The sequence below is a fragment of the Ruminococcus sp. RTP21358st1_G6_RTP21358_211008 genome, from assembly GCF_040908885.1.
Taxonomy (GTDB): Bacteria; Bacillota; Clostridia; order Lachnospirales; family Lachnospiraceae; genus Blautia_A; species Blautia_A faecis.
The window spans coordinates 1-25,507 of sequence record NZ_JBDGDM010000060.1 but is presented as its reverse complement, the minus strand read 5'-3'; the positions used below and the strand labels follow the sequence as shown (position 1 = coordinate 25,507).

21 protein-coding genes and 1 pseudogene are annotated in these 25,507 nt (G+C 43.5%); all 22 read right to left on the bottom strand.

Annotated features, from left to right (window positions below; all coding sequences use genetic code 11):
• Positions 1-326 precede the first annotated feature (326 nt).
• Entirely contained in the window at positions 327-2,459 is a 2,133-nt protein-coding gene (locus tag AB5Z12_RS18190) for a glycoside hydrolase family 13 protein (RefSeq protein ID WP_368357391.1), read from the bottom strand.
• Positions 2,460-2,801: 342 nt separating this feature from the next.
• Positions 2,802-4,652: an ATP-dependent zinc metalloprotease FtsH gene (gene ftsH, locus AB5Z12_RS18185; RefSeq protein WP_368357390.1), complete on the bottom strand. Its 1,851-nt coding sequence runs from the start codon at positions 4,650-4,652 to the stop codon at positions 2,802-2,804.
• Between the two features lie 16 nt (positions 4,653-4,668).
• Positions 4,669-5,196, bottom strand: a complete 528-nt coding sequence (hpt, locus tag AB5Z12_RS18180) for a hypoxanthine phosphoribosyltransferase (protein ID WP_118581570.1) — start codon at positions 5,194-5,196, stop codon at positions 4,669-4,671.
• Positions 5,189-6,724: a tRNA lysidine(34) synthetase TilS gene (gene tilS / locus AB5Z12_RS18175; RefSeq protein WP_187565734.1), complete on the bottom strand. Its 1,536-nt coding sequence runs from the start codon at positions 6,722-6,724 to the stop codon at positions 5,189-5,191. The genes hpt and tilS overlap by 8 nt, the downstream gene beginning before the upstream one ends.
• Positions 6,725-6,844: 120 nt before the next feature.
• A complete protein-coding gene (locus AB5Z12_RS18170; RefSeq protein WP_118581564.1) occupies positions 6,845-8,332 on the bottom strand; it encodes a SpoIIE family protein phosphatase in 1,488 nt (495 codons plus the stop codon).
• 15 nt (positions 8,333-8,347) lie between these two features.
• Positions 8,348-8,410 (bottom strand): annotated as a pseudogene (locus AB5Z12_RS18165) (DUF6783 domain-containing protein); the annotation flags it as partial.
• A 177-nt stretch (positions 8,411-8,587) separates the two neighbouring features.
• On the bottom strand, positions 8,588-8,845 hold the full coding sequence (locus AB5Z12_RS18160; RefSeq protein ID WP_368368727.1) for a septum formation initiator family protein: 258 nt from the start codon (positions 8,843-8,845) through the stop codon (positions 8,588-8,590).
• 10 nt (positions 8,846-8,855) lie between these two features.
• A complete protein-coding gene (gene yabQ, locus AB5Z12_RS18155; RefSeq protein WP_173773274.1) occupies positions 8,856-9,359 on the bottom strand; it encodes a spore cortex biosynthesis protein YabQ in 504 nt (167 codons plus the stop codon).
• Between the two features lie 3 nt (positions 9,360-9,362).
• The gene (yabP, locus tag AB5Z12_RS18150) at positions 9,363-9,644 is read right to left on the bottom strand and encodes a sporulation protein YabP (protein WP_118581555.1); all 282 of its coding nucleotides are present in this window, start codon (positions 9,642-9,644) and stop codon (positions 9,363-9,365) included.
• Between the two features lie 101 nt (positions 9,645-9,745).
• On the bottom strand, positions 9,746-9,985 hold the full coding sequence (locus AB5Z12_RS18145; RefSeq protein ID WP_173773275.1) for an RNA-binding S4 domain-containing protein: 240 nt from the start codon (positions 9,983-9,985) through the stop codon (positions 9,746-9,748).
• A 72-nt stretch (positions 9,986-10,057) separates the two neighbouring features.
• Positions 10,058-10,333, bottom strand: coding sequence for an HU family DNA-binding protein (locus AB5Z12_RS18140; protein ID WP_117851504.1), 276 nt, complete (start codon positions 10,331-10,333; stop codon positions 10,058-10,060).
• A gap of 92 nt (positions 10,334-10,425) precedes the next feature.
• Positions 10,426-11,409, bottom strand: a complete 984-nt coding sequence (locus AB5Z12_RS18135) for a CotS family spore coat protein (protein ID WP_368357388.1) — start codon at positions 11,407-11,409, stop codon at positions 10,426-10,428.
• A gap of 78 nt (positions 11,410-11,487) precedes the next feature.
• Positions 11,488-12,828, bottom strand: a complete 1,341-nt coding sequence (locus tag AB5Z12_RS18130; RefSeq protein ID WP_368357387.1) for a CCA tRNA nucleotidyltransferase — start codon at positions 12,826-12,828, stop codon at positions 11,488-11,490.
• A 134-nt stretch (positions 12,829-12,962) separates the two neighbouring features.
• A complete protein-coding gene (gene proS / locus AB5Z12_RS18125; protein WP_118581543.1) occupies positions 12,963-14,402 on the bottom strand; it encodes a proline--tRNA ligase in 1,440 nt (479 codons plus the stop codon).
• A gap of 622 nt (positions 14,403-15,024) precedes the next feature.
• The gene (locus AB5Z12_RS18120) at positions 15,025-17,178 is read right to left on the bottom strand and encodes an LTA synthase family protein (RefSeq protein WP_368357386.1); all 2,154 of its coding nucleotides are present in this window, start codon (positions 17,176-17,178) and stop codon (positions 15,025-15,027) included.
• 16 nt (positions 17,179-17,194) lie between these two features.
• The gene (locus AB5Z12_RS18115; RefSeq protein WP_118581740.1) at positions 17,195-17,680 is read right to left on the bottom strand and encodes a dCMP deaminase family protein; all 486 of its coding nucleotides are present in this window, start codon (positions 17,678-17,680) and stop codon (positions 17,195-17,197) included.
• Positions 17,681-17,762: 82 nt separating this feature from the next.
• Positions 17,763-18,197 carry a ribose 5-phosphate isomerase B gene (gene rpiB, locus AB5Z12_RS18110; RefSeq protein ID WP_173770842.1) on the bottom strand — a complete coding sequence of 145 codons (435 nt, stop codon included), beginning with the start codon at positions 18,195-18,197 and terminating at the stop codon, positions 17,763-17,765.
• The gene (locus AB5Z12_RS18105) at positions 18,194-19,237 is read right to left on the bottom strand and encodes an L-threonylcarbamoyladenylate synthase (protein WP_347088245.1); all 1,044 of its coding nucleotides are present in this window, start codon (positions 19,235-19,237) and stop codon (positions 18,194-18,196) included. The genes rpiB and AB5Z12_RS18105 overlap by 4 nt, the downstream gene beginning before the upstream one ends.
• A gap of 84 nt (positions 19,238-19,321) precedes the next feature.
• Positions 19,322-21,595 (bottom strand): DUF2298 domain-containing protein, encoded by a 2,274-nt coding sequence (locus tag AB5Z12_RS18100; RefSeq protein ID WP_237963128.1) that lies wholly within the window; start codon positions 21,593-21,595, stop codon positions 19,322-19,324.
• Positions 21,579-23,483, bottom strand: coding sequence for a hypothetical protein (locus tag AB5Z12_RS18095; RefSeq protein ID WP_368368726.1), 1,905 nt, complete (start codon positions 23,481-23,483; stop codon positions 21,579-21,581). The genes AB5Z12_RS18100 and AB5Z12_RS18095 overlap by 17 nt, the downstream gene beginning before the upstream one ends.
• Positions 23,484-23,670: 187 nt before the next feature.
• Positions 23,671-24,357: an N-acetylmuramoyl-L-alanine amidase gene (locus tag AB5Z12_RS18090; protein WP_368357383.1), complete on the bottom strand. Its 687-nt coding sequence runs from the start codon at positions 24,355-24,357 to the stop codon at positions 23,671-23,673.
• A 191-nt stretch (positions 24,358-24,548) separates the two neighbouring features.
• Positions 24,549-25,507: glycosyl hydrolase family 18 protein (locus tag AB5Z12_RS18085; RefSeq protein WP_368368725.1), on the bottom strand; the 959-nt coding region annotated here is incomplete at its 5' end.

Sequence of the window (25,507 nt, the reverse complement as noted above, 5' to 3'; positions counted from 1 at the left end):
TCGAATCCTTCTCCATCCACTATATTCTAAACTCCCAGGTATTTTCGCCTGGGAGTTTTTTATCTCTCTTCTCTGTATCAGCAGCGCAGCGCCCTGATACCAAACTTTCTCTTTCCGCCTTGAATACTCAGCCGCGAGGAGGGACCTATGGGCTGGCGGCCATTGCGAGGATTCCAGGGATTTTCCATATACGCGCAGGAGGTGGAGCACTGTCTGAGGCCACCATGTGGCCGAGTTTGCTCCACCTCCTGCAAATAAGCGTATATGGAAAATCCCGGAACCGCAGCTCTGGCCGTCAGCCCATAGGTTCCTCCTCGCGGCGTCCCTTAATCTTCCACAAATATAGTCGGATTCTCACACTTATGATACAACACCATCGCCCCAAACGCTGGCATCGGCACCCTGATCACACCTGCCTTGGCTGTATATTCATATTCCTCCGTAGTATATCCATCACGGTAAGACAGCATGATCCGCTTCAACACAGAATCCTTCAGTCTGCTGATTCCCGTCTTCCAGACCTCAATCTCAACCTCCCGATCCTCATTCCGGTTGTTCAGAATCACAATCATTCTTTCATCATGGGAAAATCTTCCGAAGCAAAGTCCCTGATAATCATTCCAGAGGAACACAAGGGAACCATTACTTAAGAAATCATATTCCTTATGGATCTTAATCATATCTCTGTGGAACGCAATCATCATCTGATCCTCATGTCCCCATGGATAAGTTCTTCTGTTATCCGGATCCGTAAAGCCACAGACACCTGCCTCATCACCATAATAAACAGTTGGTGCTCCCGGCCAGGTCATCTGCACCACAACACCTTCACGCATCACTGCAGGATTGATGTTCTGGGAAGCAGCTTCCGCACCGGCATAGGAAATCCTTCCCACACGGCGGTTTGTTCTGGTGAGAAATCTGGAATGATCATGATTGGACAGCTCATTCATGGACGTATAAAGTGCAGACATATGAAGTGCCCTCATATGAGTCTTCATAGCCCCAATAAAGGCATCACTGTTTCCATAAAGGTCATCCCTGCACTCATCACTGTGCTTCTCCATGCCCGTCAGGAACCAGGTCAGAGGTTCCATAAAGGCATCGTAGTTCATAACCGTATCCCACTCATCCCCTTGCAGCCAGCTCTCCGGATTTCCGTAATGCTCTGCCAGAATGATCGCATTGGGATTTGCCTCCTTTACAGCTTTCCGGAAATCCTTCCAGAACTGATGGTTAAATTCGTTGCTGTGCCCAAGATCTGCCGCCACATCCAATCTCCATCCATCTACATTATAAGGCGCAGAAACCCACTTCTTACCAATCTCCAGAATCTTATCATACAGATCCCTGGAGGCTTCATAATTCAGCTTCGGCAAAGTATCATGAGTCCACCATCCATCATAGGTAGGATTGTACGGCCAGCGGTTCTCGTCATAGAAATTAAAGTAATACCTATATGGACTGTCTGCAGAAATATACGCTCCCTTTGGATATCCCTCCTGGTTCTCATAGATCCGCTCTCTGTCCATCCATTTGTTAAAAGATCCACAATGGTTAAACACACCATCCAGGATTACTTTCATGCCTCTCTTATGGATTTCCTCCACAAGCTTTGCAAACAGTTCATTACTTGCCTCCAGATTCCGCTTATCGGTCACACGCTTAATAAATTTCCGGGCATGGGCATTCTCGCGGTCCCCCTCATTCAGAAGGCCATCATCCATATCCTCCACGATCTTGCCGTAATGGGGATCCACATACTCATAATCCTGAATATCGTACTTGTGATTACTTGGAGAAACAAAAATCGGGTTCAGATAAATAACATCCACTCCCAGATCCTGCAGATAATCCAGTTTATCCATAATTCCCTGCAGGTCACCGCCATAAAACTCCCGCACCCCCATTACTGCCGGAACTTTTCCCCAGTCTCTTACCCTGGAAGCCATATCGCCAATATAAAAATATTCACGATCCTCCACATCATTCGTCGGATCCCCATTGCAGAAGCGATCCACAAAAATCTGGTACATAACAGCACCCTTCGCCCACTGGGGTGTATCATAATCCGGATAAATCTCAAACTCCAGACGATCCTCCAGGTTCATGGAAACACCCTGATAATTATAATAACAGGTCACCCATCCGTATGTGATCTCAAAATGGTAACGGACAATCTCCTCTCCCATAATAATAGAAGTCTCATAATAATCAAATCCATTGGATTTGGCCACACGCTCCATCTGTTGACGCTTGCCATCGTATACTAAATAAACCATATCTACGTTGTTCCGCTTGGTGCGGAAGCGGATACGGACCTTGTCTCCTGCTTTGGGATTTGACGGACAACGGTAATAATCAGAACCATCGCTGAACAATGCCTCTGTATTCAAAACCGGTCTCATATTCAATATATATTGCATTTTTTTCATTACATCTGCATTATTACGATCCATAACATCCCTCTTTCAAAAAAATTACACCCTATATTTTAACTGAAAACATTTCTTCCCACAACTGTTAAAATTCGGCTTATTCTCCAAATTTCCGCCCAGCTTACCGACGTTTTCACCAAAGAACTCCCACCACATTTCAAACACGATCTAAAATACCTTATTCATTTAACGTAAAAAAGACAGCCGGTAAAAGCTGTCTTTTTTGGAGAAGGTATTTCTTCTTATGGGGTGTAGCAAAAACTATATAATGTATTGGGGGGTTTTTACGATGTATATAGTACCATGTGTCCACCAAAAAGTGTGCACAAACTTCACAAAAATCACCATTATTTTTTGTGCATGTTATATACTTTCATTTGCTTCACCCGATTTTTCCATTGTAAAAAGTGCTTCAAATTCATCCCGATGAACTTTTTCCTTCTCGAGAAGGAGCTTGGCACAGCCATGAAGAACCTCCATATGCTCAGAAATAATCTTCTTCGCATTGTCATGACACTCCTCAATGATACTGTGAATCTCACTGTCAATTGCCTTGGCAACATCCTCGCTGTAACCGCGGGTGTGCGCCAGATCCCGTCCAATAAATACCTCATCGTCATCATCTCCATAGGAGATCAGTCCAATCTTATCGGACATACCATACTTGGTCACCATAGCTCTTGCTTCGCTGGTAGCCCGCTTGATATCGTTGGATGCACCAGTTGTAATATCGCCGAAAATCAGCTCCTCTGCCACACGTCCTCCAAGAAGTGTGGTAATATCCTGGAGCATTTTACCCTTAGTATTAAATATTTCGTCATTCTCTGGAAGAGGCATGGTATAGCCGGCTGCTCCCATTCCGGTAGGGATAATGGAAATGGTGTAAACAGGCTCCATATCCGGCAGCACATGGAACAAGATTGCATGGCCTGCCTCATGATAAGCGGTGATCCTTTTCTCCTTCTCGGAGATCACCTTGCTCTTTTTCTCTGCACCGATGCCAACCTTGATAAAGGCATTCTTAATATCTTTCTGGCAAATAAATACATGACCTTTTCTGGCTGCAGCAATAGCCGCCTCATTCATCAGGTTCTCAAGATCTGCACCTGTAAATCCAGCTGTAGTCTGAGCGATCTGTTTCAGGTCTACATCCTCGCCAAGAGGTTTATCCTTGGCATGAACATGGAGGATTTCTTCCCTTCCTTTAATATCCGGACGACCTACGCCAACCTTGCGGTCAAAACGTCCCGGACGAAGAATTGCAGGATCCAGAATATCCACACGGTTGGTAGCGGCCATTACGATAATGCCTTCATTTACCCCGAATCCATCCATCTCTACAAGAAGCTGGTTCAGAGTCTGTTCCCTTTCATCATGACCGCCTCCCATGCCGGTTCCACGCTGTCTTGCAACAGCATCGATCTCATCAATAAAGATGATACAAGGTGCGTGACGCTTGCCCTCTTCGAAAAGATCTCTTACACGGGAAGCACCTACACCAACAAACATTTCCACAAAATCAGAACCGGAAATGGAGAAAAACGGAACGCCCGCTTCCCCGGCAACAGCCTTGGCCAGAAGCGTCTTACCAGTTCCTGGAGGTCCTACAAGGATAACTCCTTTCGGGATTCTGGCCCCCACCTTGGTATACTTCTGGGGATCCTTCAGGAAATCTACAACCTCCTTCAGCTCCTCCTTCTCTTCCTCCAGGCCCGCTACGTTCTGGAAAGTCACTTTCTTATCATCCGGCATGGACATTCTCGCCCTGCTTTTGCCGAAATTCATCATCTTGGCATTGGTGCCACCACCCCCACCTGACATCTGACGGTTCATCATCAGCATGAGGAAGATGATAAGACCACAGGTAAGAAGTACCGGGAAAACAGAGTTCATAAATACACTCTGCTTCGGCACATCCTCAACAGCAGGATCAAGCCCGCTCTCTCGAAGAAGCTGCTCTGCCTCATTTACATCTGCCACATAAATACGCTTCTGTCCCTCGCCGCTTATATTCACGATCACAGAACCTGTTGGAACCTCACTGTTCTGATGGATCGTGGCACTGGTCACCTTTCCGTCTGTCACTGCCTGCTCCAGCTGTCCATAAGTATAATCACTCTGGACAGCTACCTGATTGTTCAGATACAGGTAACCTGCGATCAAAGCTACGATCAGGACAAGATACAAGCCAATTCTGCCTGACTGCTTATTCACTTGTATAATTCTCCTTTCATTCGAACTCTACCACTCCGATGTATGGCAGATTTCTGTATTTCTGGGCATAGTCAAGACCATAGCCCACAACAAACTCATCTGGAATATTGAAGCAGCAATAATCCACATCAACCCCTTTTACCACTCTGCGGTCCGGTTTGTCCAACAAGGTGCAAAGTCTCACGCTGTTTGGATTACGTCTCTTCAGAACGTCCAGCAGATAGCTTAAGGTTCTTCCGGAATCAATAATATCCTCCACAACAAGAACTTCTTTATCTTCAAGAGGCTGATCCAGATCCTTGACGATCTTTACAACTCCGCTTGATTTGGTGTCATCTCCATAACTGGAAACAGACATGAAATCAAGAGTTACCGGCACTGTGATTCTCTTGGCAAGCTCACACATGAAAAATACTCCGCCCTTAAGAACGCAGATCATGTGGATTTCTTTTCCCTTGTACTCTTCGCTGATCTGGGCTGCTACTTCGCAGATACGCTTCTCCACAGTCTCCTCATCCAGTAAAACTCTGATTTTTTCACTCATGATTATCTTTTCCTCCTTGGTATTGTATTTCCAATATTCTCCTGGTTCTGGGAGCTATTTTATAATTCTCATTTATTCTGCCTCCCACCACCCACAAAACCTCAGAGCCGGTACATAGAAGCAAGATGCTGTCTCTTTCCTCTGATGGGATCTTCTCATCTATAAAATAACGGTTCAGCTTCTTGCTGCTCCCTTTGTCATCTACAATGAGAAAATCTCCCGGCTGTCTGGTCCGGATGGACAGTTCCTGTTTTATTTTATCATAATCCAGCCATTTCGTATACTTTTTTTCTTCAATCTTCTGGCCTTCATTAGAAAATATTTTCAGATAAAAAACATTATCTGTAAAAAGTACCTGTTCACAAGCAGTTTCCAGCTTCTTTTTACTCAACTGGACACTTTTTTGCAGTGCATTCCTCTCCTGATTTTTTTCAGCTTTCACTGGATCGTACTCTTTTGAACTTAGATTTCTATCTGACATTCCCAGTAATTGTCTTTCTCCCAGTAAAATTCCTCCATAAGTTCGAAGCGCCGCCAGATCATAAGGCAGATTGATCCGTCGTCCCACCTGAAGCTTCAGAAGGCTCTCCACACTTTTTACATGAGCAGCTGTAAAATCCTTACGTTTCCCAGCCAGCTCTTCAAAAACCTGAAGCACTCCGTAAGAAGCTATGGCAGGCTCATCCCGCCAGAATGCTTCTGACAGGAAAATTCCCCGCTCCCTGTTTTCCCCATACTTTTTCACAAGGCGTTCTCCCTGACGGGACAAATACTCCTCTGCCTGACTAACAAGACTGGCCGTCTCCGCCATATGGCGGACAGCAGAAGCATTCACCTGTTCTTCCAGAATAGGCAATATCTGATGTCTGATCTTATTTCTTGTATAATCATCTGTAAGATTGGTACTGTCTGTTACATAGGGAATCTGTTCTTTTATTAAATAATTGACAATTTCCTGTTTATTTAAACACAAAATGGGCCGAATAATTTCATCCCGCACCGGCAAAATAGAAGCCAGACCTTTCAGCCCCGTTCCTCTGCAAAGATTGTGGAGCAAAGTTTCCGCCACATCATTTTCATTGTGGGCCAGAGCAATACGGATCCGTAATTTTCCTTCTCTGGCGGCAGAGACTCTTCCCCCACCCTGGAGGTCAGCCGTTTCTGATTTTCCAAAATAATCAGCTTCTGCCCTGGAAAACGCATCCTGTCTGACTTTTCTTCCTGTCTCTTCCAGTCCCATTTTCCATTTCTTTGCAAGCTCCGGTACCGGGTAATGATAGGATAAAAAAGGAATCGTCCATTTTTCGCAGGTCTCTCTTACTACTCTTTCATCCCGGTCAGCTTCCTCGCCGCGGATTCCATGATGCACATGTACCGCACACAGCGAAAAAGCTGCTTCAGCCTGATATCTTTTTAACATTTCCAGCATAGCCATGGAGTCTCCTCCTCCGGAAACTCCGGCAAGGACCACATCCCCATCCACTACCATGCCATGTTCTTTCATATATGCTTTCACTTTCTGATACATACTAGCTCTGCCTCTGATACGTTACTGATTCTTTCGTGAACCGTAACAATATTACTTCTTTCAAACATATTCATATGCTCATATGATTCCATATCTGTTTTTTACTCAAAAATAATCATTCTATTTCTTCCACATTCCAGCTACAAGAACCGTCATATCATCCCTGGCGCAGTAATCGCTGTATCCCAGCACCCGCTCCAGAATCCCCCGGCTCATCTCCTTGGGAGTCTCTTCATGGATATCCATAATGATTTCTTTCATGGTCTCCTCCTCCCGCATGGCAGGCAGCGCATCCAAGACGCCATCTGTCATCATGATCAGATAATCCCCGTGATACAGCTTCCTTGAAGATGTTTCAAAATCCACCTGCTGTATCAGCCCTGCCGCCAGACTCTCTGAAGAAATGGCCTCCACCCAGTGATCCCTTTTGATAAAAGTGGCGGAAGCCCCCGCTTTCAGGAAGTTACAGATTCCCGTATATAAATCCACTGCGCAGATGTCCACTGTTGAAAAAATCCCTTCCTGTCCCTTCATCACAAGAGCAGAGTTCACCATTTTCGCCGCCGTCTCCTGGGTAAAACCGGATTCCAGAAATTGTTCCAGAAGTTCTACCACTTCCTCGCTTTCCCGGCATGCCTCCACCCCGGAGCCCATTCCATCGGAAAGACACATTACAAAACGGCCTGCCTCTTCCTGTCTGCAAATATAATTGTCTCCGGAAACCTTCTCCATTTCCTTGGTCAGCTTTGCCACTCCGTAAAGTACCTGATAACTTACATCCTCCACAAAATGAACCGTATGGTATTCTCCATTTACAATTCTTCTTCCTCCTGCTGCCGCCATGGGAGTTCCGAATTCCTGAGACAAAAGCTGTGCCACCTCATTAACAGAAATGCACTGCCCGCTTCTGGCACGCATGGTAAGAAAAATCTCACGTCTTCCTTCCACCTTATCCATCACCCAGACCTGCTTCACCACAATATGACGCTTCCTGAGAATCTTCTGCAATTCCGTCATAAGCTGAGGATCCGCAATGGAAATGTCGTACAGGTCTTCTGCCACCATATCCATGATTCTAGACATCTCCTGGAGTTGCTGTGCCACGGCAAGGCGGCTTTCGATCATCCGGTTGTCCCATATCAGCTTCTGCCGCTCCCTCATATAAGAGTTACCAAGTGTCTCATAATACTGGGAAAAACGACTGCATACACTCATCCAGTCGCTTTTTGTCTCCTGTATTTTCTCCTGATTTCCCTCCTCCATGGAACGAATCATCCGCTCGCTTCCTCTGTACATTTCCTGCGACTGGGTGCCCCAGCAGATTTCCCGCTGATAACAGTGGCTGCATATCTCATCACAGGTCTCCCTTATAATTCCATCCACCTGGCCGTTGCTTAAATAGTCTTTTCGGTAGGGTAATCCATAAAAGCTGTCTGCAAGCTTCCGAAAAGAAGCAGCATACCGCTCCACCTTCTCCTTCTGGGGATTTTTCTCTTCGGCCGGCTGCTCTGCCTTAAGGAAACTTCTTCCCCTGAAAAAAACTTTTGCCATGTCCCGCAGCACCAGCAGCACACTGATCACGAGCATGGCAATTATCCATTCCTGCATATTCTCCCCTCCCCTTTACAGCCTTACAGTGCCAGAGCCTGTTTGAAAAAGCATTCCCGCAAGCTGCACGCCCCACTGTTCATGTAGTCTTTAACTGCTGCCCTTGTTTTTGCAAAGGAATGCTGCATTCACATCATCTTCGGCAGCACCTTATGCCTATTATAGGGGACAGGTATGAAAATATATGTCAAACAAAGACGACCATATTGAAAAATATATCGTCAGAAACTTCCAAACTTCGTTTTTCCCAGAACCTTATTTCTCCTCCTGAAAAATAATCTCATTCTCCTTCACAAGACCCAGCTTCTCTCTGGCGGCCTGCTCTGCGTACTCATCCGTGAGCATATACTGCTTCAGATCTTCAATCTCCTGAGTGCGCGCCTGCTCTTCCTCAATCTGCTGGCTTAATACCTCTGCTCTGGTCTCATAGCCGGCAAGAGATTCCTTAAGGTCCCGGCTCTGTGCCATAAGCGTCAGAATCAGAATCAGAACGATCAGAGAAATACCGAACATCCCGAGATGATTATACCCTATTGTCTTTTTTCTTCGTTTTTTCCCTGATTTTCCCAAACTTCCTGCCTCTTCTCATCTGCAAACGATTTCTGGTACTATTTTTGTACTGATTTGCAGATTGCCTAACTAAAATTTTACAACGTTTACAAAAAAATAGCAACCAATTTATATATTTTTTTGAAGTTTTTTTTACGAATCTGACAGGAACCTCCAGGATTATATAACAAATTTTTTCAAATAAAGGTTTTATTGTCAGATATGTAAGAAATGCCCCTGATATAATTCCCAAAAACAGAAAACTACGCAGGATTCCCTGGTTGATCCGGTAAATTCCTGCAAATACCAGAAGTCCTGCGCACACCCAATAAAGAAGGTCCAAAATCCCTCCTGCTGCCGGACTGCAGAAAATGAGCCTTCTTATTTCCTGAAGCAGGCTGTAGCAAAGGATCAGCACCGCACCCCCTGCAAAAGCCCGGATAAAAAGCCAGATCTCATTGTAGATATATGTGCTCATAGCTTAACGGAACAGCCTTGTAAATAATGGTTCTTCTTTTCGTGGGGAATCTTTAGACAAATAGACAAGAGAATCCACATGTCCGGCAAGAGCAGCTTCTCCTTTTTCCAGGTTTAGTCCTTTTACATGAAGCCCGCTGCCGCGAATCTGCAGCTTCCCGTCTGCAGTCTGAAGGAGGATTTCTTTTTCATCAAAAGAAATCACATCCTTCACACCTGTGACAGATGCTTCTTTCCTGTTATCCAGTATCAGCTTATGGGAAATGTTCACAACCTTTTCTTCCAAATCCCTCTCTCCCAAATATGTGGGTTCACAGATAATCTATGAAATTTTCTTTAAAATTAGAACCTGCTTAAGTAATACTGTTTCCTTCGTTCACAGAACTCTTAAACATACCTGTACAGATTCTCAACTTCTTCCTTCTTCACAGTCTCTTTCACATCCAGCACTTCCACCTTCACATTGCGGCTTCCAAACTGAATCTCAATAGTATCTCCTGTCTTCACCTGGACAGAAGCCTTGGCCGGCTTATCATTTACAAGCACTCTTCCTGCATCACATGCCTCATTTGCCACAGTTCTTCTCTTAATAAGGCGGGATACTTTCAAAAATTTATCTAATCTCATAATACTCTCCTATATCAGAGCGTGTTTAAAAAAGGAGGAACTATAAAGTTCCTCCTGTAAAAGCTTACGCGATTATGCGTTTACCATATCTTTTAAAGCTTTACCAGCTTTAAATTTCGGAGCCTTGGAAGCTTCGATCTTCATGGTCTCACCAGTCTGAGGATTTCTTCCCTCTCTGGCAGCTCTCTCGCTGACTTCAAATGTACCAAAGCCAACTAACTGAACTTTCTCACCTTTTTTCAGTTCTTCTGATACAACGTCGATGAATGATTTTAAAACAGCTTCAACGTCCTTCTTGGACAGATTGGTTTCTTTCGCCATAGCTGCTACTAATTCAGTCTTATTCATGGTGTTTCCTCCTCTAAAGATTCTTCTATCTATATATATACCTTTTGCCCTGTATTGTCAAGGTTTTTGCGCTAGAAATGGGATTTTCTGCGCTAGAAATGGGATTTTCCAAAGCAGTTTTCAGGGAAATCCCCCCATATTTTCTTCTGGGCAATTACCTTTTCCAGCTTTTCTGTATTCTTGCCGGAAATCCATGCTTTGTTATGAGAAAAGTAGTAATTTGCCAGTTTCCAGTATTTTTCCGGATATGTGAAACGGATTTGCAGGTTTTCCCATTCTTCAGAAGAAATAGGACGTATTTTGTCATATTGCTCCAGCATCCGCCTGGCCAGAAAAACATCCCAGTTATATTTTTCCAGGATTTTTCGCATAAAACAATACAAGTCGCTGATCTGCACATCAAAGCTGAAGTGACCAAAATTTGTCACAGCAGCCTGATTTTTACAAAGAAGAACATTGTGCTGGTTATATTCGCCATGACATAGAAGTCCCTCTTCGACCGCCTTGTCTCTTAGTTTTTCATAGTCCGACTTTACAAGCATTTCCAGTGCCTTTTCCCCTTTTTCCAGAAACCACTGTACACTGCCCAGAAATTCCTTTTCAAATCTGGCACTGGCACCTTTCTGGCGGATAAATTTACGGATCTTGCGGATTTCCTGATTATGCCTTGCATATTCATCTGCAAGGGAACGCGCCATATAGGCTTTTTCCACAGGCATATTCATAAATTTATGTACCCTTGCCAGAATCTGCACACTTCTTATAATATCTTCCCTGGACTTGGTGTCACACTCTCTGCCTTCATACCAGCTCTGAAGGGTATAGGGAATATTATCCTTATCTCTGGTAACCAAAGAGCCTTCCTGATTTTCAATAAAAGTATCAACCAGACAGCCTTCCTGGGAAAGTTTTTTTAACACTTCCTGCTGAAAAAGCAGTTTTTTTTCGGAGCCGTGAAACTCTCTGAGGAGCAGAATTCCCTGTTCTGTACGACATACCAATGCTCCCCGGGTCCTGGACGAAGATTTCACTTCAATTCCATACTGGGTCAGGGTGCTAAGACCATAATCATACAATAAAAATCCCCCCGTCACTCACATATGCCAAAGGTCTTCAGATACCTTCTATCTTATGAGTGGGAGGGATATGTTATTCTAAAGAAGTTTTTTATCGGCTGCAAAAGCAAGGGAAAGAAGTGATTCTTTCTTGTTCAGTTCCGGATTCTCCAGAACAGCATCCAAAAGCTCATGGAGCACACTTCCCATTTCTTTTCCAGGCTTCATTCCGGCTGCGATCAGGTCACTGCCAGTAATTGCAAGACCTTTCATGGAAACACATTCGCCTTTTTCCATAATTTCTTCCCAGGTCATTCGAACTCCGGCCTGACGAGCAGCTTTTTCTTCCCCACGGTAATCACTTTTCGCTTTGTTATCCGCATACTGGACTTCCATCCACATGGGAAAAAGGTCTTCCCCAACTACATTGATGGCTTTCCGCACCTCAGCCGGTGACGGAGTCGGGCGCAGATCATGCCAGCGGATCAGGCGGCTCACTCTGGAAATAGTGTCATTGTCAAACTTCAGGCGGCGCAGAATTTCCTTGGACATTTTTTCTCCCACAGAAGCATGTGTTTTGAAATGATCCCTGCCGTTTTCGTCTGTTTTTCGTACAACAGGTTTGGCAATGTCGTGAAGGAGCATGGTCAGCCTTAACACCTTATCCGCCCTCACATACAAAAGGCTGTGGAGAATGTGTTCTCCCACATTATAGCAGTGGTGTGGAGTGTTCTGAGGTGTCTCCATACAGCGGTCAAATTCCGGCAGAAATTCCCTGGTAACTCCCGCTTCATAGGCAATCCGCAGATAATCCGGATGAGGGGACACCAGAAGTTTTACAAGCTCCACCTGGATCCGCTCAGCGCTTACATGTTTTAAATTTGGTGCAAGCACAGAAAGAGCTTTTCTGGTCTCTTCTTCCAGGAAAAAGCCAAGCTGCGCAGAAAAACGTACAGCACGCATAATGCGAAGAGCGTCTTCTGTAAAACGTTCCAGAGGATCACCAACACAGCGGATCACCTTGTTTTCCAGGTCTTTCTGCCCTTCAAAAAGGTCCACCAGCCCTTTCCTTGGATTGTAGGCCATGGCGTTGATGGTAAAGTCCCGACGCTTCAAATCTTCCTCCAGGCAGGCCGTAAAGGTTACTTCTTTCGGGTGACGGCCATCTTCATACTCGCCATCCACCCGGTAGGTGGTAACCTCGAATCCCTCTTTTTCAAGCAGCACTGTTACGGTTCCGTGAGCGATTCCTGTATCTACGGTTCTGTGAAACAGGGCTTTGACCTGCTCCGGCTTGGCTGAGGTTGTGATATCCCAGTCATTTGGAGTTCTTCCAAGAAGGGCATCGCGGACACAGCCGCCTACTGCATAGGCCTCATAACCAGCTTTTTCCAGAATATTTATAATTATTTCAACTTTTTGTGGAATTTCAAATACCATCTTTATCACCTGCCTCTGATTTAAAACAAAACTTCTCCTCATACACTTCTCTGCCTTGAAAAACAAAGCGGGGCAAAATAATTTTGCCCCTTTTTGACTACTGATTGCAAAATAAACAGCAATCCCTTTTGTTATTAATAAGCACGTCCCCAGTATACCATTTTCTTGGCAGGTTTTCCACAGCATACACAGACATCGCTTAAATGTTCCTGCTCAAACGGCATACATCTGGATGTTGCCTGAACGTCTTCTTTGATCTTATCTTCGCACTCACGGTTGCCGCACCACATAGCTTTTACAAAACCAGGTTTTGTGTTGATGGTTTCCTTGAATTCTTCGTAATTTGTTGCTACATAAGTGTGAGCATCTCTGTGGGCCCTTGCACGCTCCAGCATTTCCTTCTGCATTGTGTCCAGAACTTCCTGAACCTTAGCAGCAAGTTCTTCGAACTTCACAATATATTTCTCTCTGGTATCTCTTCGGCAGATAACAGCCTGTCCGCTCTCGATGTCCTTCGGGCCGCACTCGATTCTTACCGGAATACCACGCATTTCCTGCTCTGCGAATTTGAATCCCGGGCTCTTGTCTGTAACGTCTGCTTTTACGCGGATTCCAGCTGCTTTCAGAATCTGTGTCAGCTCCTCTGCTTTCTCCAGAACGCCCTCTTTTCTCTGCTGGATCGGGATTACAACAGCCTGAACCGGAGCAATTCTTGGTGGAAGAACAAGTCCGCTGTTATCTCCATGAACCATGATCAGAGCACCGATCATACGAGTTGTCATTCCCCAGGATGTCTGGTGTACATACTGAAGCTGATTGTTTTTATCTGTGTACTGGATGCCGAATGCTCTTGCAAATCCATCGCCAAAGTTATGGCTGGTTCCAGACTGAAGTGCTTTTCCATCATGCATCAGAGACTCGATTGTGTAAGTAGCCTCTGCACCCGCAAATTTCTCTTTCTCTGTCTTCTGACCTTTAATAACCGGGATTGCAAGTACTTCCTCGCAGAAGTCTGCATACAAGTTCAGCATCTGGATGGTACGTTCTTTTGCTTCCTCAGCTGTAGCGTGGGCTGTATGTCCTTCCTGCCATAAGAACTCACGGGAACGAAGGAACGGACGGGTTGTTTTCTCCCAGCGAACTACTGAACACCACTGATTATATACTTTCGGAAGATCTCTGTGGGACTGGATCTCTTTCTGATAGAAATCACAGAACAGAGTCTCGGATGTAGGACGTACGCAAAGGCGCTCCTGAAGAGGATCAAGTCCGCCGTGTGTTACCCATGCAACTTCCGGTGCAAATCCCTCTACGTGATCCTTCTCTTTGTCCAGAAGGGATTCCGGAATGAACATTGGCATGTATACATTCTCTACGCCTGTCTCTTTGAATCTGCGGTCAAGCTCTTTCTGAATATTCTCCCAGATTGCATATCCTGCTGGTTTGATTGCCATACATCCCTTTACACTTGTATAGCCGCAAAGTTCCGCTTTTTTTACAACGTCAGTATACCACTGTGCAAAATCCACATCCATGGAAGTGATAGCTTCTACCATTTTCTTTTCTTTTGCCATGATTTTTCTCCTTTTTGATTTCTAATATTTAAACACCAGGGAAATCTGGTAAATTCCATGTATTATTTGAAAAACACATAAAAAAAGACCTTCCATCCCTGCAAAAGGGACCGAAAGGCTTCGGCGGTACCACCCTGATTAGCACTGGAAATGACTGCTCCACTGCTCACTCAATTATCCTGATAACGTAGGACAGACGCCGCACTTCAATTGTGCGGAGCTCTGAGGCCGGTTCCATGACTTGCGCACAAAATCCTCACACCATTGCCTGTCGGCCTGGATTTCTCTCTGAGATTGCTCCTCATGTACTATTCTCTTCATTGCCATTTCATTTATTTAATTTGCTCGTTAAGTCTTGTTTATTTTATGCGAAATTTTCCCATATGTCAAGTGGCGAAACAGAAAATACCCAGACAAAAAACAGCCAGAGGTTACTGTTCACTCCGTTCACAGTAACACGCTTCGCGATGCACAGAAATCATGCATTCGCATGATTTCGCGCCGCACTTCTCGGGTTTTCTGTGCACTACGTTCACAAAAAACACCTCGCGGAATGTCACCAGTGAACAGTAACAGCCAGAGTTACCATCCACCGCATCTGTTTTGTCCGGGTACTTTTTTATTACTTCAATGTAAACAAGCTCTCTATTACATCCTTTTTCTCAAACTGGTTGTTATATTCCAGAATATTGTAATCCGTCATCAGTTTTTTGTAATCATCCGGAAGTGCATCATTTGCATACCAGTTTCCATCTTTGTCGCAAACAGCACCAACTCCGATGATTGGAAGCTGCTCTTTCAGATTCATAAGGAACTGGTTGTAGCCTGGCATTTCAAGACCAGCCAGCTGAAGCATATAGCTTCCCAGATAATTAGCACTGAAATCTTCCTCTACTGTCTCAGATGGATAATTTGTCCAGATCACATAGGGAGTTGTATAGGACTGCTGGCTTTCAACAAGTCCCAGGCTCTGCCTGTTGCCGCCTAAAAGTTTCGCCATAAATTCTTCTTCAATCTTAGGCCAGTGATCCCCAAACATAACAATCATGGTAGGCTCATCTACTTTTTCAAAGTACTCCAGCAATTCCTTAAATGCTGAATCAGACTCTCTTGCCAACGATAAATACGTTTCAGCCAGAGGATACTCTGTATCATATCCAAGCTTTACAGTAGGTTCAAATCCAGCTCTGTCTTCTACTGTATAACCGCCATGATTCTGCATGGTTACACAGAATGTAAATAATTTTTCATCCGCATCCTTCTCTTCATAAAGGCTGATGATCTTTTCAAATGTTGCTTTGTCACTTACATAATTTCGAAGAAGCTCTCTGTGTTCCTCTCCCCAGTTCTCCAGGCTGATAAATTCATCAAATCCCATGCATGGATAAACAGAGGCCCGGTTCCAGTTATGAGCCTTGTTGGGATGCATGGCAATTGTGTAATATCCCTGGGATTTCAGGATATCTGCCAGACCATACTCCGGATCCCGCACATAAAGCTGATAAGGAACACTTCCGGATGGCAAAAAGCTCATACTGTTTCCTGTAAGAGCCTCGTATTCAGAACGGGCAGTTCCGGCTCCGAATGTAGGTACATGAAGCTGTCCATGTTTTACATTTTTGTTAAGGCTTCTTATGTATGGCAAAATTTCTACATTTGACTTTATTTTCCCTACACTTTCAAAATCTGTAAGACTTTCATTCATAATCAGGATAATATTTTTCGGTGTTACTGTTTCAGAAGTATCTGCAGCTGTATTATCAACACTTTCTTCAGACTCACCCTTGTCTGTCTCTGAAACAATATTTTCCCCATCTTCAATTTCCTGTGCCAGTTCTACGGTTTTTCCAACAGAATAGCCTTCTGGCTGCTCGATATAAAAATACTTGATTTCCTTAACAAGAGAGGAAATGTAGCCCTGTTCTTTATAAATACGGTTAATCTGCCATAAAGTAACAGCGTCAAGCTTCTGGAGGATAGGTCTTATAGTAAAACATAATGTAATCACGATCACAGCCAGTACACTAAACCGGGCAGCTGTATTCTTTCTGCTCTTTTTTCCAAACTCCAGTTTCTGGAATTTCAGTACAAACTCACCAAATACCAGGGCATAGATCAGTGGAATTCCAAGCATCAGTTTGATTTTGAAGCTATATTCTCCAACAACTTCTGCTGCCGTTCCCATTCCTACAATGTCAAGAAGCTGGAATGGTTCTCCACGAAATTCCATTACATAATAGTTTACCATTGCAAGGATTATAAAAAGGTAACACAACGCAGAAGAAGCAATATTGATTTTCCTGAATAAAATAATAAGTATTATAAAAAATATTGCATAAATAATAAGATTCAGTGTCAAATAAGGCTGCTCCATCAGTAATGACATCTTAACCAGGCCTTTAAATGTTGACACTGCCTTATTCTTATATCCCGACACCCAGGTGACCATCTGGACAAGCATAAATACAATTCCAGGAGTTACCAGCAGCAATATGACATCTGCTATTTTCAAAAAAGTGGTATTTTTAATTGCACTGCAGATTTTCTCCCCCCAGAACAGAAGAACAAGAAACAAAATATTTCCTGTAACAATTAGTAATATTTTAATGATTGTTCCTTTATATATACGATTTCCTTCGTTAATAAAAGTATATACCAACAATCCATCTATAAGCAGAAGCAAAGCAATGTTCAAAATGATTCCCAGTATCTTTTTCCATCTGTCATTCTTCGCTCTGCCCATATTCAAATCTGTATTTTCTTTCGTATTTTCCACAACAAACCTCTTTAACTTACACCGTCAGCGAAATCTCGCGTCCGGTTCTCTTATATTGATAATAGCGTACACCGGCGGAGTCCAGCATTCTCTTGGAAGCAAGGACTGACGGAGTGCTTGCATATTTGTCACAATCATAGACCAGAGTCTTGATTCCTGCCTGGATGATTGCCTTGGCACACTCATTGCATGGAAAAAGAGTTACATACATTTTCGCTCCCTCAAGGCTTCCTCCACGGTAGTTTAAAATTGCATTGAGCTCGCTATGGGTCACATACAGATATTTGGTATCCAGAGGCTCTCCCTCTCTTGCCCAGGGAAATTCATCATCGGAACAGCCTTTTGGGAAACCATTATATCCCATGGAAAGAATTTTATTATCATCGCTGACAATACACGCTCCTACCTGTGAATTGGGATCCTTGGAGCGCATGCCGGAAAGCATGGCAACTCCCATGAAATATTCGTCCCAGGTAAGGTAACCTTCTCTTTTGTGGTTCAGATCTGATGCAGCACTTACAGGCGCGATCTGTATATTCCCGGTGTTTTTCTGATTTGTGTTCTCCATAGAAGAGCTCTCCTTCCTATTCTGTCTCGATCTGAGCAATTCGGCGGATATGTCTCTCATCTCCTGAAAATGGTGTATTCAGGAAAGTATCCACAATCTTAACTGCAAGTCCAGGTCCAACTACACGACCTCCAAGCGCAAGGATATTTGCGTCATTGTGAAGTCTGGTTGCTTCAGCAGTAAAACAGTCTGTACATACTGCTGCACGAATTCCCTTAATTTTGTTTGCAGTGATAGAAATACCAATACCAGTTCCGCATACAAGGATTCCTAGCTCACACTCTCCTTCCAGAATCCCATGTGCAACTTTCTTTGCATAGATCGGATAGTCTGTGGATTCTGTGCTGTAGCAGCCGTAATCCTTATACTCAATATTCTTTTCTTCCAGATATTTGATAATCTCCTGTTTCAGTTCAAATCCGCCATGATCACTACCTAATGCTACTCTCATTGTTCTTCTCTCCTTATATTGATTATTTTGTGACCGGCTGCTTTTAGAAGCCGGTTCATAATTGCCTGTCCCATTTTTGGGGTATAAAAAGCTTCGGAATAAATTTTGCTTACCTGGCACTGATCGAATTCACGCAGCACCTCATAAAGGTTATGAGCAATGGTTTCCTCTGCCTCTCTGCTTCCAATACACTTCACAGTTCCACAGGGATATCTGGAAATAGTCTCCTCTGTGGCAATAATCCCCGCCTGAAGTCCATTTGCCTGATCTTCCTTTACAAACTGATTAATGGCATTTATTACTTCTTCTGTGGGGCCCTCCACAATTGCAAGATCTGCTTTCGGTGCATAATGCCGATATTTCATTCCCGGCGCCTTGGGATGAACTTTACTATCAGGCTTTATAAGACCTTTGTCCATTCTCACATCACCAAGAACCTCCTGGAGCATTTCCAGTGAAATATAACCGGGTCTTAAAACCACCGGCACGTCCTCGGTAAAATCTACAATCGTTGACTCCAGGCCAATTCCCACAGGACCTCCATCAATGATCATCTCAATGGCATCCCCTAAGTCCTCCTCAACATGCTGTGCTGTAGTCGGGCTTGGCCGTCCGGAAGTATTTGCACTTGGCGCTGCCACGTATCCCCCTGCCTGCAAAATAAGCTCCGCTGCAATGGGATCACTTGGAAAACGCACAGCTACACTGTTGAGACCACCAGTTGTCTCCAATGGAACCAGGTCTGATTTCTCAAAAATCATAGTCAGGGGACCAGGCCAGAATTTCTCTGCCAGTATCTTCGCCTTCTCCGGTACTTCCTTTACAATTGGAACCAGCGCATTTAAATCTGCAATATGGACGATCAACGGGTTATCCGAAGGACGTCCCTTGGCTGCATATATCTTCTTCGAAGCCATAGGATCCAGTGCATTTCCTCCAAGACCGTAAACAGTTTCTGTAGGGAATGCCACCAGTCCTCCCTGTTTCAATATCTCTCCGCCTCTGGCAAGTGCCGCATGGTCGATAGCATCTGCCGTCATGGCTACAATTTCTGCTTTCATTTTAGTCCAGCTTTCTATTATTTTTTCAGCATTCTTTAATATAACACCTGTTTAAAAACCTTGTCAATCCACCTTAACAATATAAGTGCCGGAATCTTCATCCATAAATACAATTTCTCCAAGTGACTGAAGAAGTGCATTATTCAGGCTGTCCTCATATTTCTCTCTTTCTTTAGAGCCCACAAAGATATAGGAAACACCATATTCCGTAAGAAGAGCTCTTACCTGGGTCTCATCCTGTGAAGTATAAATACTCATAATATCTGCCTGTTTCCGGTTCAGATCATCTGTATCATTCCTCCAGAGCCATTCGTGTACATACCAGCCAAGAATTGTTGGAAGACCTGTAGCTGCAGAAACACGCTCATAACCGCTGTAGCTGTCACCGTTTGCCTCCAGCACTACCGGAGCCCCTTTAATATTCTCCTTTAGCCATTGGATTGCAGACACATCCTCTGAAAAATCCGTATCCAGATAGCCCAGAGCATAAAGCCCCTGATAGCCTGACGGATTCAAAACCTTTCCAAACCAGGAATCCACACTTTTTCCAAAATATCCTACCGTCCAGATCAGGAAAAACAGACAGATTCCGGAAATGATCTTAAATACTTTCTGTCTGCTAACAGCCAGAAGTCTGTAAATTCCATACCCCATAGTCAGTGCAAACATAATATATGCCTGATAAGTAAGCTTGAACATAGTGTTTGCCCTGGCATTTCCATTTTCATAAATATCACGCACGTAAACAAATTCCGGGATTACCACCAGACCAATAGCGCAAAGTCCCATAATAATGGCAAAAAGATCTGCCGTGCGGATAGCTTTCATAAGACGGTACAGGCTCTTGTGCTCCATCCCCCGCAGCTTTTCCCAGAGAATAGAAATTACAAATGTAATGGTAAAAACTGCCGGAAGTCCCCAGAGAACCAGCAGCTGGTAGAAATAGGAATGGTACTTGGCAATTCCTATTCCATCCACCATAGTGTCAAACTGTAAGGTAAATGGCAGGATCACAAGATAGGCAAGCAGATAGATTTCTGCCATTTGTGCAAAAGTTACAAACATGATTTTCTTTATTTTTCCCTGGAAACGGATAATATTGGCAAAAAGCACCGTTCCAAGAGTTACTACATAATAAATTACAAAATCCCAGAAATTTGTCCACTGAAACATTCCGAGAAGCGCACTGATTACCAGAAGATGAGGCATAAGAAGCTGCTCTTTCCAGAATTTTCCATCTTTCATGGAAGTCTCAACCGGTACTGTTTTCTTGCGCACACCCCTTAGCCATACATAAAGAAGTGCTATTACAAGAAGTACAAACATAATATTTACCACATGAGCATGAAGATCTCCCAGTACAAAAGAATAGCAGGGAAATTCATGTATCGTCCGGTCTTCCTCACGATATGGATTATATCCTATATAGCGGGTAGCATCCGGAAACCAGTAACTGCTCACTTCCTTACCTGTCAGCTTCTCAATCAGGGGAATGATCTGCGCATAAATTACGTAATGCATATTTCCTGCAATGGAAACAGCTGTACCAGCTGTAAATCCAGCTGCAAAAGGAAGTCCTTTTATTACTTTTTCGCTTTTTTGCAGTCCCTTCATACGGTCTGACATCATCTGGTAAACAAGGGAAAATGGCATTGCAAAAGCCAGTCCGGCTACAAAGGTACGCATAAGATTGTAAGTCAGTTCCACCTTTGTATGGGAAAGCTTGGTAAGAAAAACAGCAAAATACTGACCGCCATAATAATAATTAATATGTCCTTCTGAATACCACAGATCTCTTGCCGGAAGTGTGGTGCTTCTCATCATAGCTTCCATAAAACCGTAATCCATGAACTTCTCGGTCCCATATGCAGCAGGGCGGAATCCTGCCAGATATGTCCACATAAGAAATGCAAGGAAAAACAATAATTCCTCCCAGTAAATCAGAGAAATCCTGTCAACTGGAAAACATTCTGTCTTTTCTTTTGATTCCTTTCGAAGAAGGAAAAAACAGATAACTGCGCATAGGATTGTTACAGCAGCACAAGTCAGGGCATTAAAAGGGATTAGTCTGATAGCTGTCAGAAACCAGGTAAGAAAACCTGTTGCAGCAATCGCCAGTACCTTAGAAAAAATCCATCCTTTGTCCTCAAAACGCCAGAACAGTCTTCCTGTAACAGGCATCGCAGCAAATCCCATCACTCCCGCCAGAAGCCACCAAGTCCAGAAAGTCCACACATCACCTTTCAGTAAAAATGCAGATAGGCCAAGCAGCACCACCGCCAGCAGAAGTTTAATTATTGTTTGTGTACTGATTTTTTTCTTATTCTTTTGTTCCATAAATTCTTATTCTCCCGTCATCTGACTGATACACCAGAGGATATGTATCCGCAATCACATCTTCGCGGCATTCCTTCTCCTCAAATTTCATACCTTCCTCAAAAAGGATATATGTAATTTGTTCTTCCTCAACTGTTTCCTTTAGTACCTGTGCGCTGGCTGTTGTATAGATCTCTACTGCCCTGGCAGCCCTGTAATAAGTGTCATAGCCTGCGGACCATGCATAATAAGGCCATCCCAGATACATCATACCCCCTGACATAGTGACTTCATTTATACTATATTCCGGTGTCAAAATCAGATCGTCTTTTTTCAGATTTTCTGCAAGCCAGCTGGTCAGTCCACTGTTCAGGTTCACAGAAACCCGATGTCCCGAATCATTATCTTTTAGGATTACTGCAAAATCATAAATTCCAGTTATGGTCAGACTAAGTGCCAGAATCAAACTCAAAATTTTCCCAACAGCACCTTTCCAATGGAACAATCTGCTTACAGCTCCACCCCAGAAAACAGCAAGGAATGCATAAGATATTATAATATATTTATGATTCACGTTTATATCTGGTGTAAGAGACGCCACAAATGCAAATATTGTTGGGAAAAGTATACTCACTGCAACTGCTCTTTCCATTCTTTTCAAAAAAAACAGCAGTACTAAAACGCCAAGGAAAACAATGCCGCTTATTTCAAATAAATATACAGCTATGCCCGGAAGTGATTTCTTTTCTGCCAGAAATCCAAAATATACAGAAGGTGATACAACACTTCCCCATACAAACATTTTAGATTGAATTTCTGAGAACACAACTGTCACAATTGCCAGAATCAGATAATCGAGTTTTCCATCAGAAAAAAAAGCAAATCCCATAAGAATCAGAAGACATGCAATTACAGCGGCTCCATTCCAAAATGAACACAGACCCAAAAGCATTCCGGCAAAAAGAGCTGTATCGGGTTTCTTAAACATCCATGCTTTTTTTGTAAGAAATCTGTTCTTCAGCCACAATATTCCCTTATCTTTCTCTGCACAGCTTTCTTCCACCCAGTCCAGAAAAATCCATAGTACCAGCGCTGCCATCAAAAGACCAAATCCCAAATGCCGCTGATTCAAATATACATTAAAATTCCAAAGTCCCCAGTTCTCATTGGGCGTATATCCAATAAAAGCAGTATTCCCGGCCAGAGTCTCCCACAAATCACCAGCCTTTATATGTTCATATGCAAATCTGAAAAAAGCAGTTCCACTTCGAAATACAACAAACAAAACAGAAAGCACTCCGGCACTCATACTGCCAAAGAACCTTTTCGCCATAGAATACAGCATGATAAAGAAGCACCATAGCGACAGACTGCTTACGGCATTGTACGCTATATCAATTCTCATTCCAAGATATTCCAGGTTTCCTGTCAGAAATTGAAACATAAAATGGTATTTTACATCTTCACCACCAAAATGAGGATACTGCGTGGGGAAATTATTTCCCAGCGAAAATGATCTCATCATCGCTGTATGAGGGGCATAATCTCCAAATACAGTAAATCCGGAATACAAATATCCGTCACTAACATGAAATACAAATACCATGATCCAGATAATTCCCGCCAGTAAAATCAATAAGAACACGATTTCTTTCGCTGGAGGAACCTCGCCGGAAAGTCTTTTAATAAATTTCCAAAAAGAACCTTTTCTTCTATAACAGCACAAGAGCAAAAATATCCCCACAGCTGCCATCATCATCAGATTTGCTCCAAAGAGGGGTTTCCCCGCTTCAGAGTACACGCTCAGCAGCCATGCTGCTATATAGACAGCCCAGGTCATAAGTAGCACACCACTTCCAAATGACGCTGCAAAAGTTACCCACAAGGGCGTGATTCCTTTTTCTCTCATTCTTTGTTCCGGCAAAAAATTACGGATAATTTCCCTTCCCAATAATGCTGCCAAAATCAGATAAACACATCCTAACATGGTATTTTCCCTCGCTTATTTTTTCCAGTCCAGTATAGCAGAATCCACAGCTTCTGAAAAGTGTATAGTTTTTGATAAACTGAAATGTTTTTTCATTAACAGAGGATTCTCATTGTTTATTATTTTTTATGTACTCTTCCACACCGTCAGCCACTGCTGCCGCTACTTTTTCCTGATAATCATCCTGTAACAGTTTCCCGGCTTCTTCCGGGTTCGTAAGGAACCCACACTCCACAATATTCAATATCCCCGGGCTTCGTTTCAAAAGATAATAAGTAGTATTTCCTTTCGCCTGCCTTGGTCGCTCCACCTCAAGATAATCATTCATCTTCTCCTGAATTATTTCCGCCAGTTCTTCTCCCTTAACAGAGTCCCGATAATAGAAAACCTGAGGGCCTTTCACCCCAGGATCTTCGTAACTGTTCTGATGGATACTTACTGCAAGTACAGGCTTTACTTCCTGAATAAGAAAAATCCTTTTTTGCATATCCTGTACTTTCTTATTATTAGAGTCTTCATCGTATAATCCCACGTCTGTTTCCCTGGTCATAACCACCTGAAAATCTTTCTTTTCCAATGCACTTTTCACTTTCAGGCCAATGGCAAGATTTACATCCTTCTCCTTCAGACCGTCTATCCCGATCATACCTGGATCCATTCCTCCATGACCACAATCCACCACAATTACCTGCTTCTGATTCATCTCTACCGATACTGCTGCCGCCTCGCGGGAAAGATAATAAAAGCATATCAGCAAAAGACATCCCATAATCAGCTCCACTATATGCTTTTTCAATATAAAACACCCCCTGGCATATAATATATAATGTTATCGTTAAACTTTCGTCTTTTGTCGCTGTTCACGACCTTCACATTATTTATATGTCTCAGAGAGTGTTTTTATCATTCGTGTATTAGAGCATGTTTGAAAAAGGCGTAACTGTTCAGTACCCTCACAGCAATATGCTTCGCAAAATAGTACCTGCTTTAATTAGACGCAGACAGATTATCTGTGATCACCTGCCAGATACTGCTGTTCTCAAATCCCAGTTTCCATGCTGCCACACCGGCAAGATTATATTTCTGTACCAGCTGTACCTTCGCTGCAATAGACTGAGAATCTTCAATCCAGATCTGGTAAGTGCATCCATCCTTCTCAAAGCTGCCATAATTCTGACTTACATCACTGTCCCAATATACCTGGGCATTATTTGTATTTACTACTTCCTGGGCAGTATCCATACCAATTGCCTCACTGGATAAGCTGCCAGCTTCTGTTTTCCATAATCTTGTGTAAAATGGAACTGCATTGATCACACGCTGCGCCGGAACTTCAGCGATAGTATCCTGAATTCCCTTCTCTACCCATGGAAGAGACGCTACTGAGCCCGCTTCCTCTGATCCAACGTAGTGCTCGTCATATCCCATAATAATTACATAATCTACTACCTTGCCCTGTTCAGCCCTGTCATAATGACTGGTGAAATCCTCTGGAACCGGATTGTCTACGGAAAGAACAAGATTGTTCTTATGGCATTCTATAGAAAGCTCCCGGAGGAACTCCAGGAAATGAACGCCCACGTCCTCACTAAGCTGCTCGAAATCCACATTAATTCCATCAATTCCAGCTCCAACAGCTGCATTCACCAGCTGTGAAACCAGATTCTGTCTGGAACTTGTTCTGGACAATACCTCATAAGTACTGATGTCCTGCGTAAAATTGTCCACAAGTCCCCATACCTTCAGCCCTTTTTCATGGGCAAGAGATACATAATCAGCTGTAGCATTGTTGATAATATTACCATTGTTGTCAGTTACATAGAACCAGGTTGGTGAAATAACATTCACTCCGGTCATATTCTGAATAGCCTCTGAAAGTCCTGCATTGGCATCTGTGGACATTACCTGATGCCATACCAGATTCACCGGCTGGTCCATGGTAAGAT

Coding starts and splice junctions, on each gene's coding strand:
- AB5Z12_RS18190 (WP_368357391.1), bottom strand. CDS start 2,459: ATGGATCGTAATAATGCAGATGTAATGAAAAAAATGCAATATATATTG.
- hpt (WP_118581570.1), bottom strand. CDS start 5,196: ATGAGTGAAAAAATCAGAGTTTTACTGGATGAGGAGACTGTGGAGAAG.
- tilS (WP_187565734.1), bottom strand. CDS start 6,724: ATGTATCAGAAAGTGAAAGCATATATGAAAGAACATGGCATGGTAGTG.
- AB5Z12_RS18170 (WP_118581564.1), bottom strand. CDS start 8,332: ATGCAGGAATGGATAATTGCCATGCTCGTGATCAGTGTGCTGCTGGTG.
- AB5Z12_RS18160 (WP_368368727.1), bottom strand. CDS start 8,845: ATGTTCGGTATTTCTCTGATCGTTCTGATTCTGATTCTGACGCTTATG.
- yabQ (WP_173773274.1), bottom strand. CDS start 9,359: ATGAGCACATATATCTACAATGAGATCTGGCTTTTTATCCGGGCTTTT.
- AB5Z12_RS18145 (WP_173773275.1), bottom strand. CDS start 9,985: ATGAGATTAGATAAATTTTTGAAAGTATCCCGCCTTATTAAGAGAAGA.
- AB5Z12_RS18140 (WP_117851504.1), bottom strand. CDS start 10,333: ATGAATAAGACTGAATTAGTAGCAGCTATGGCGAAAGAAACCAATCTG.
- AB5Z12_RS18130 (WP_368357387.1), bottom strand. CDS start 12,828: ATGGTATTTGAAATTCCACAAAAAGTTGAAATAATTATAAATATTCTG.
- proS (WP_118581543.1), bottom strand. CDS start 14,402: ATGGCAAAAGAAAAGAAAATGGTAGAAGCTATCACTTCCATGGATGTG.
- rpiB (WP_173770842.1), bottom strand. CDS start 18,197: ATGAGAGTAGCATTAGGTAGTGATCATGGCGGATTTGAACTGAAACAG.
- AB5Z12_RS18105 (WP_347088245.1), bottom strand. CDS start 19,237: ATGACGGCAGATGCTATCGACCATGCGGCACTTGCCAGAGGCGGAGAG.
- AB5Z12_RS18100 (WP_237963128.1), bottom strand. CDS start 21,595: ATGGAACAAAAGAATAAGAAAAAAATCAGTACACAAACAATAATTAAA.
- AB5Z12_RS18095 (WP_368368726.1), bottom strand. CDS start 23,483: ATGAGAGAAAAAGGAATCACGCCCTTGTGGGTAACTTTTGCAGCGTCA.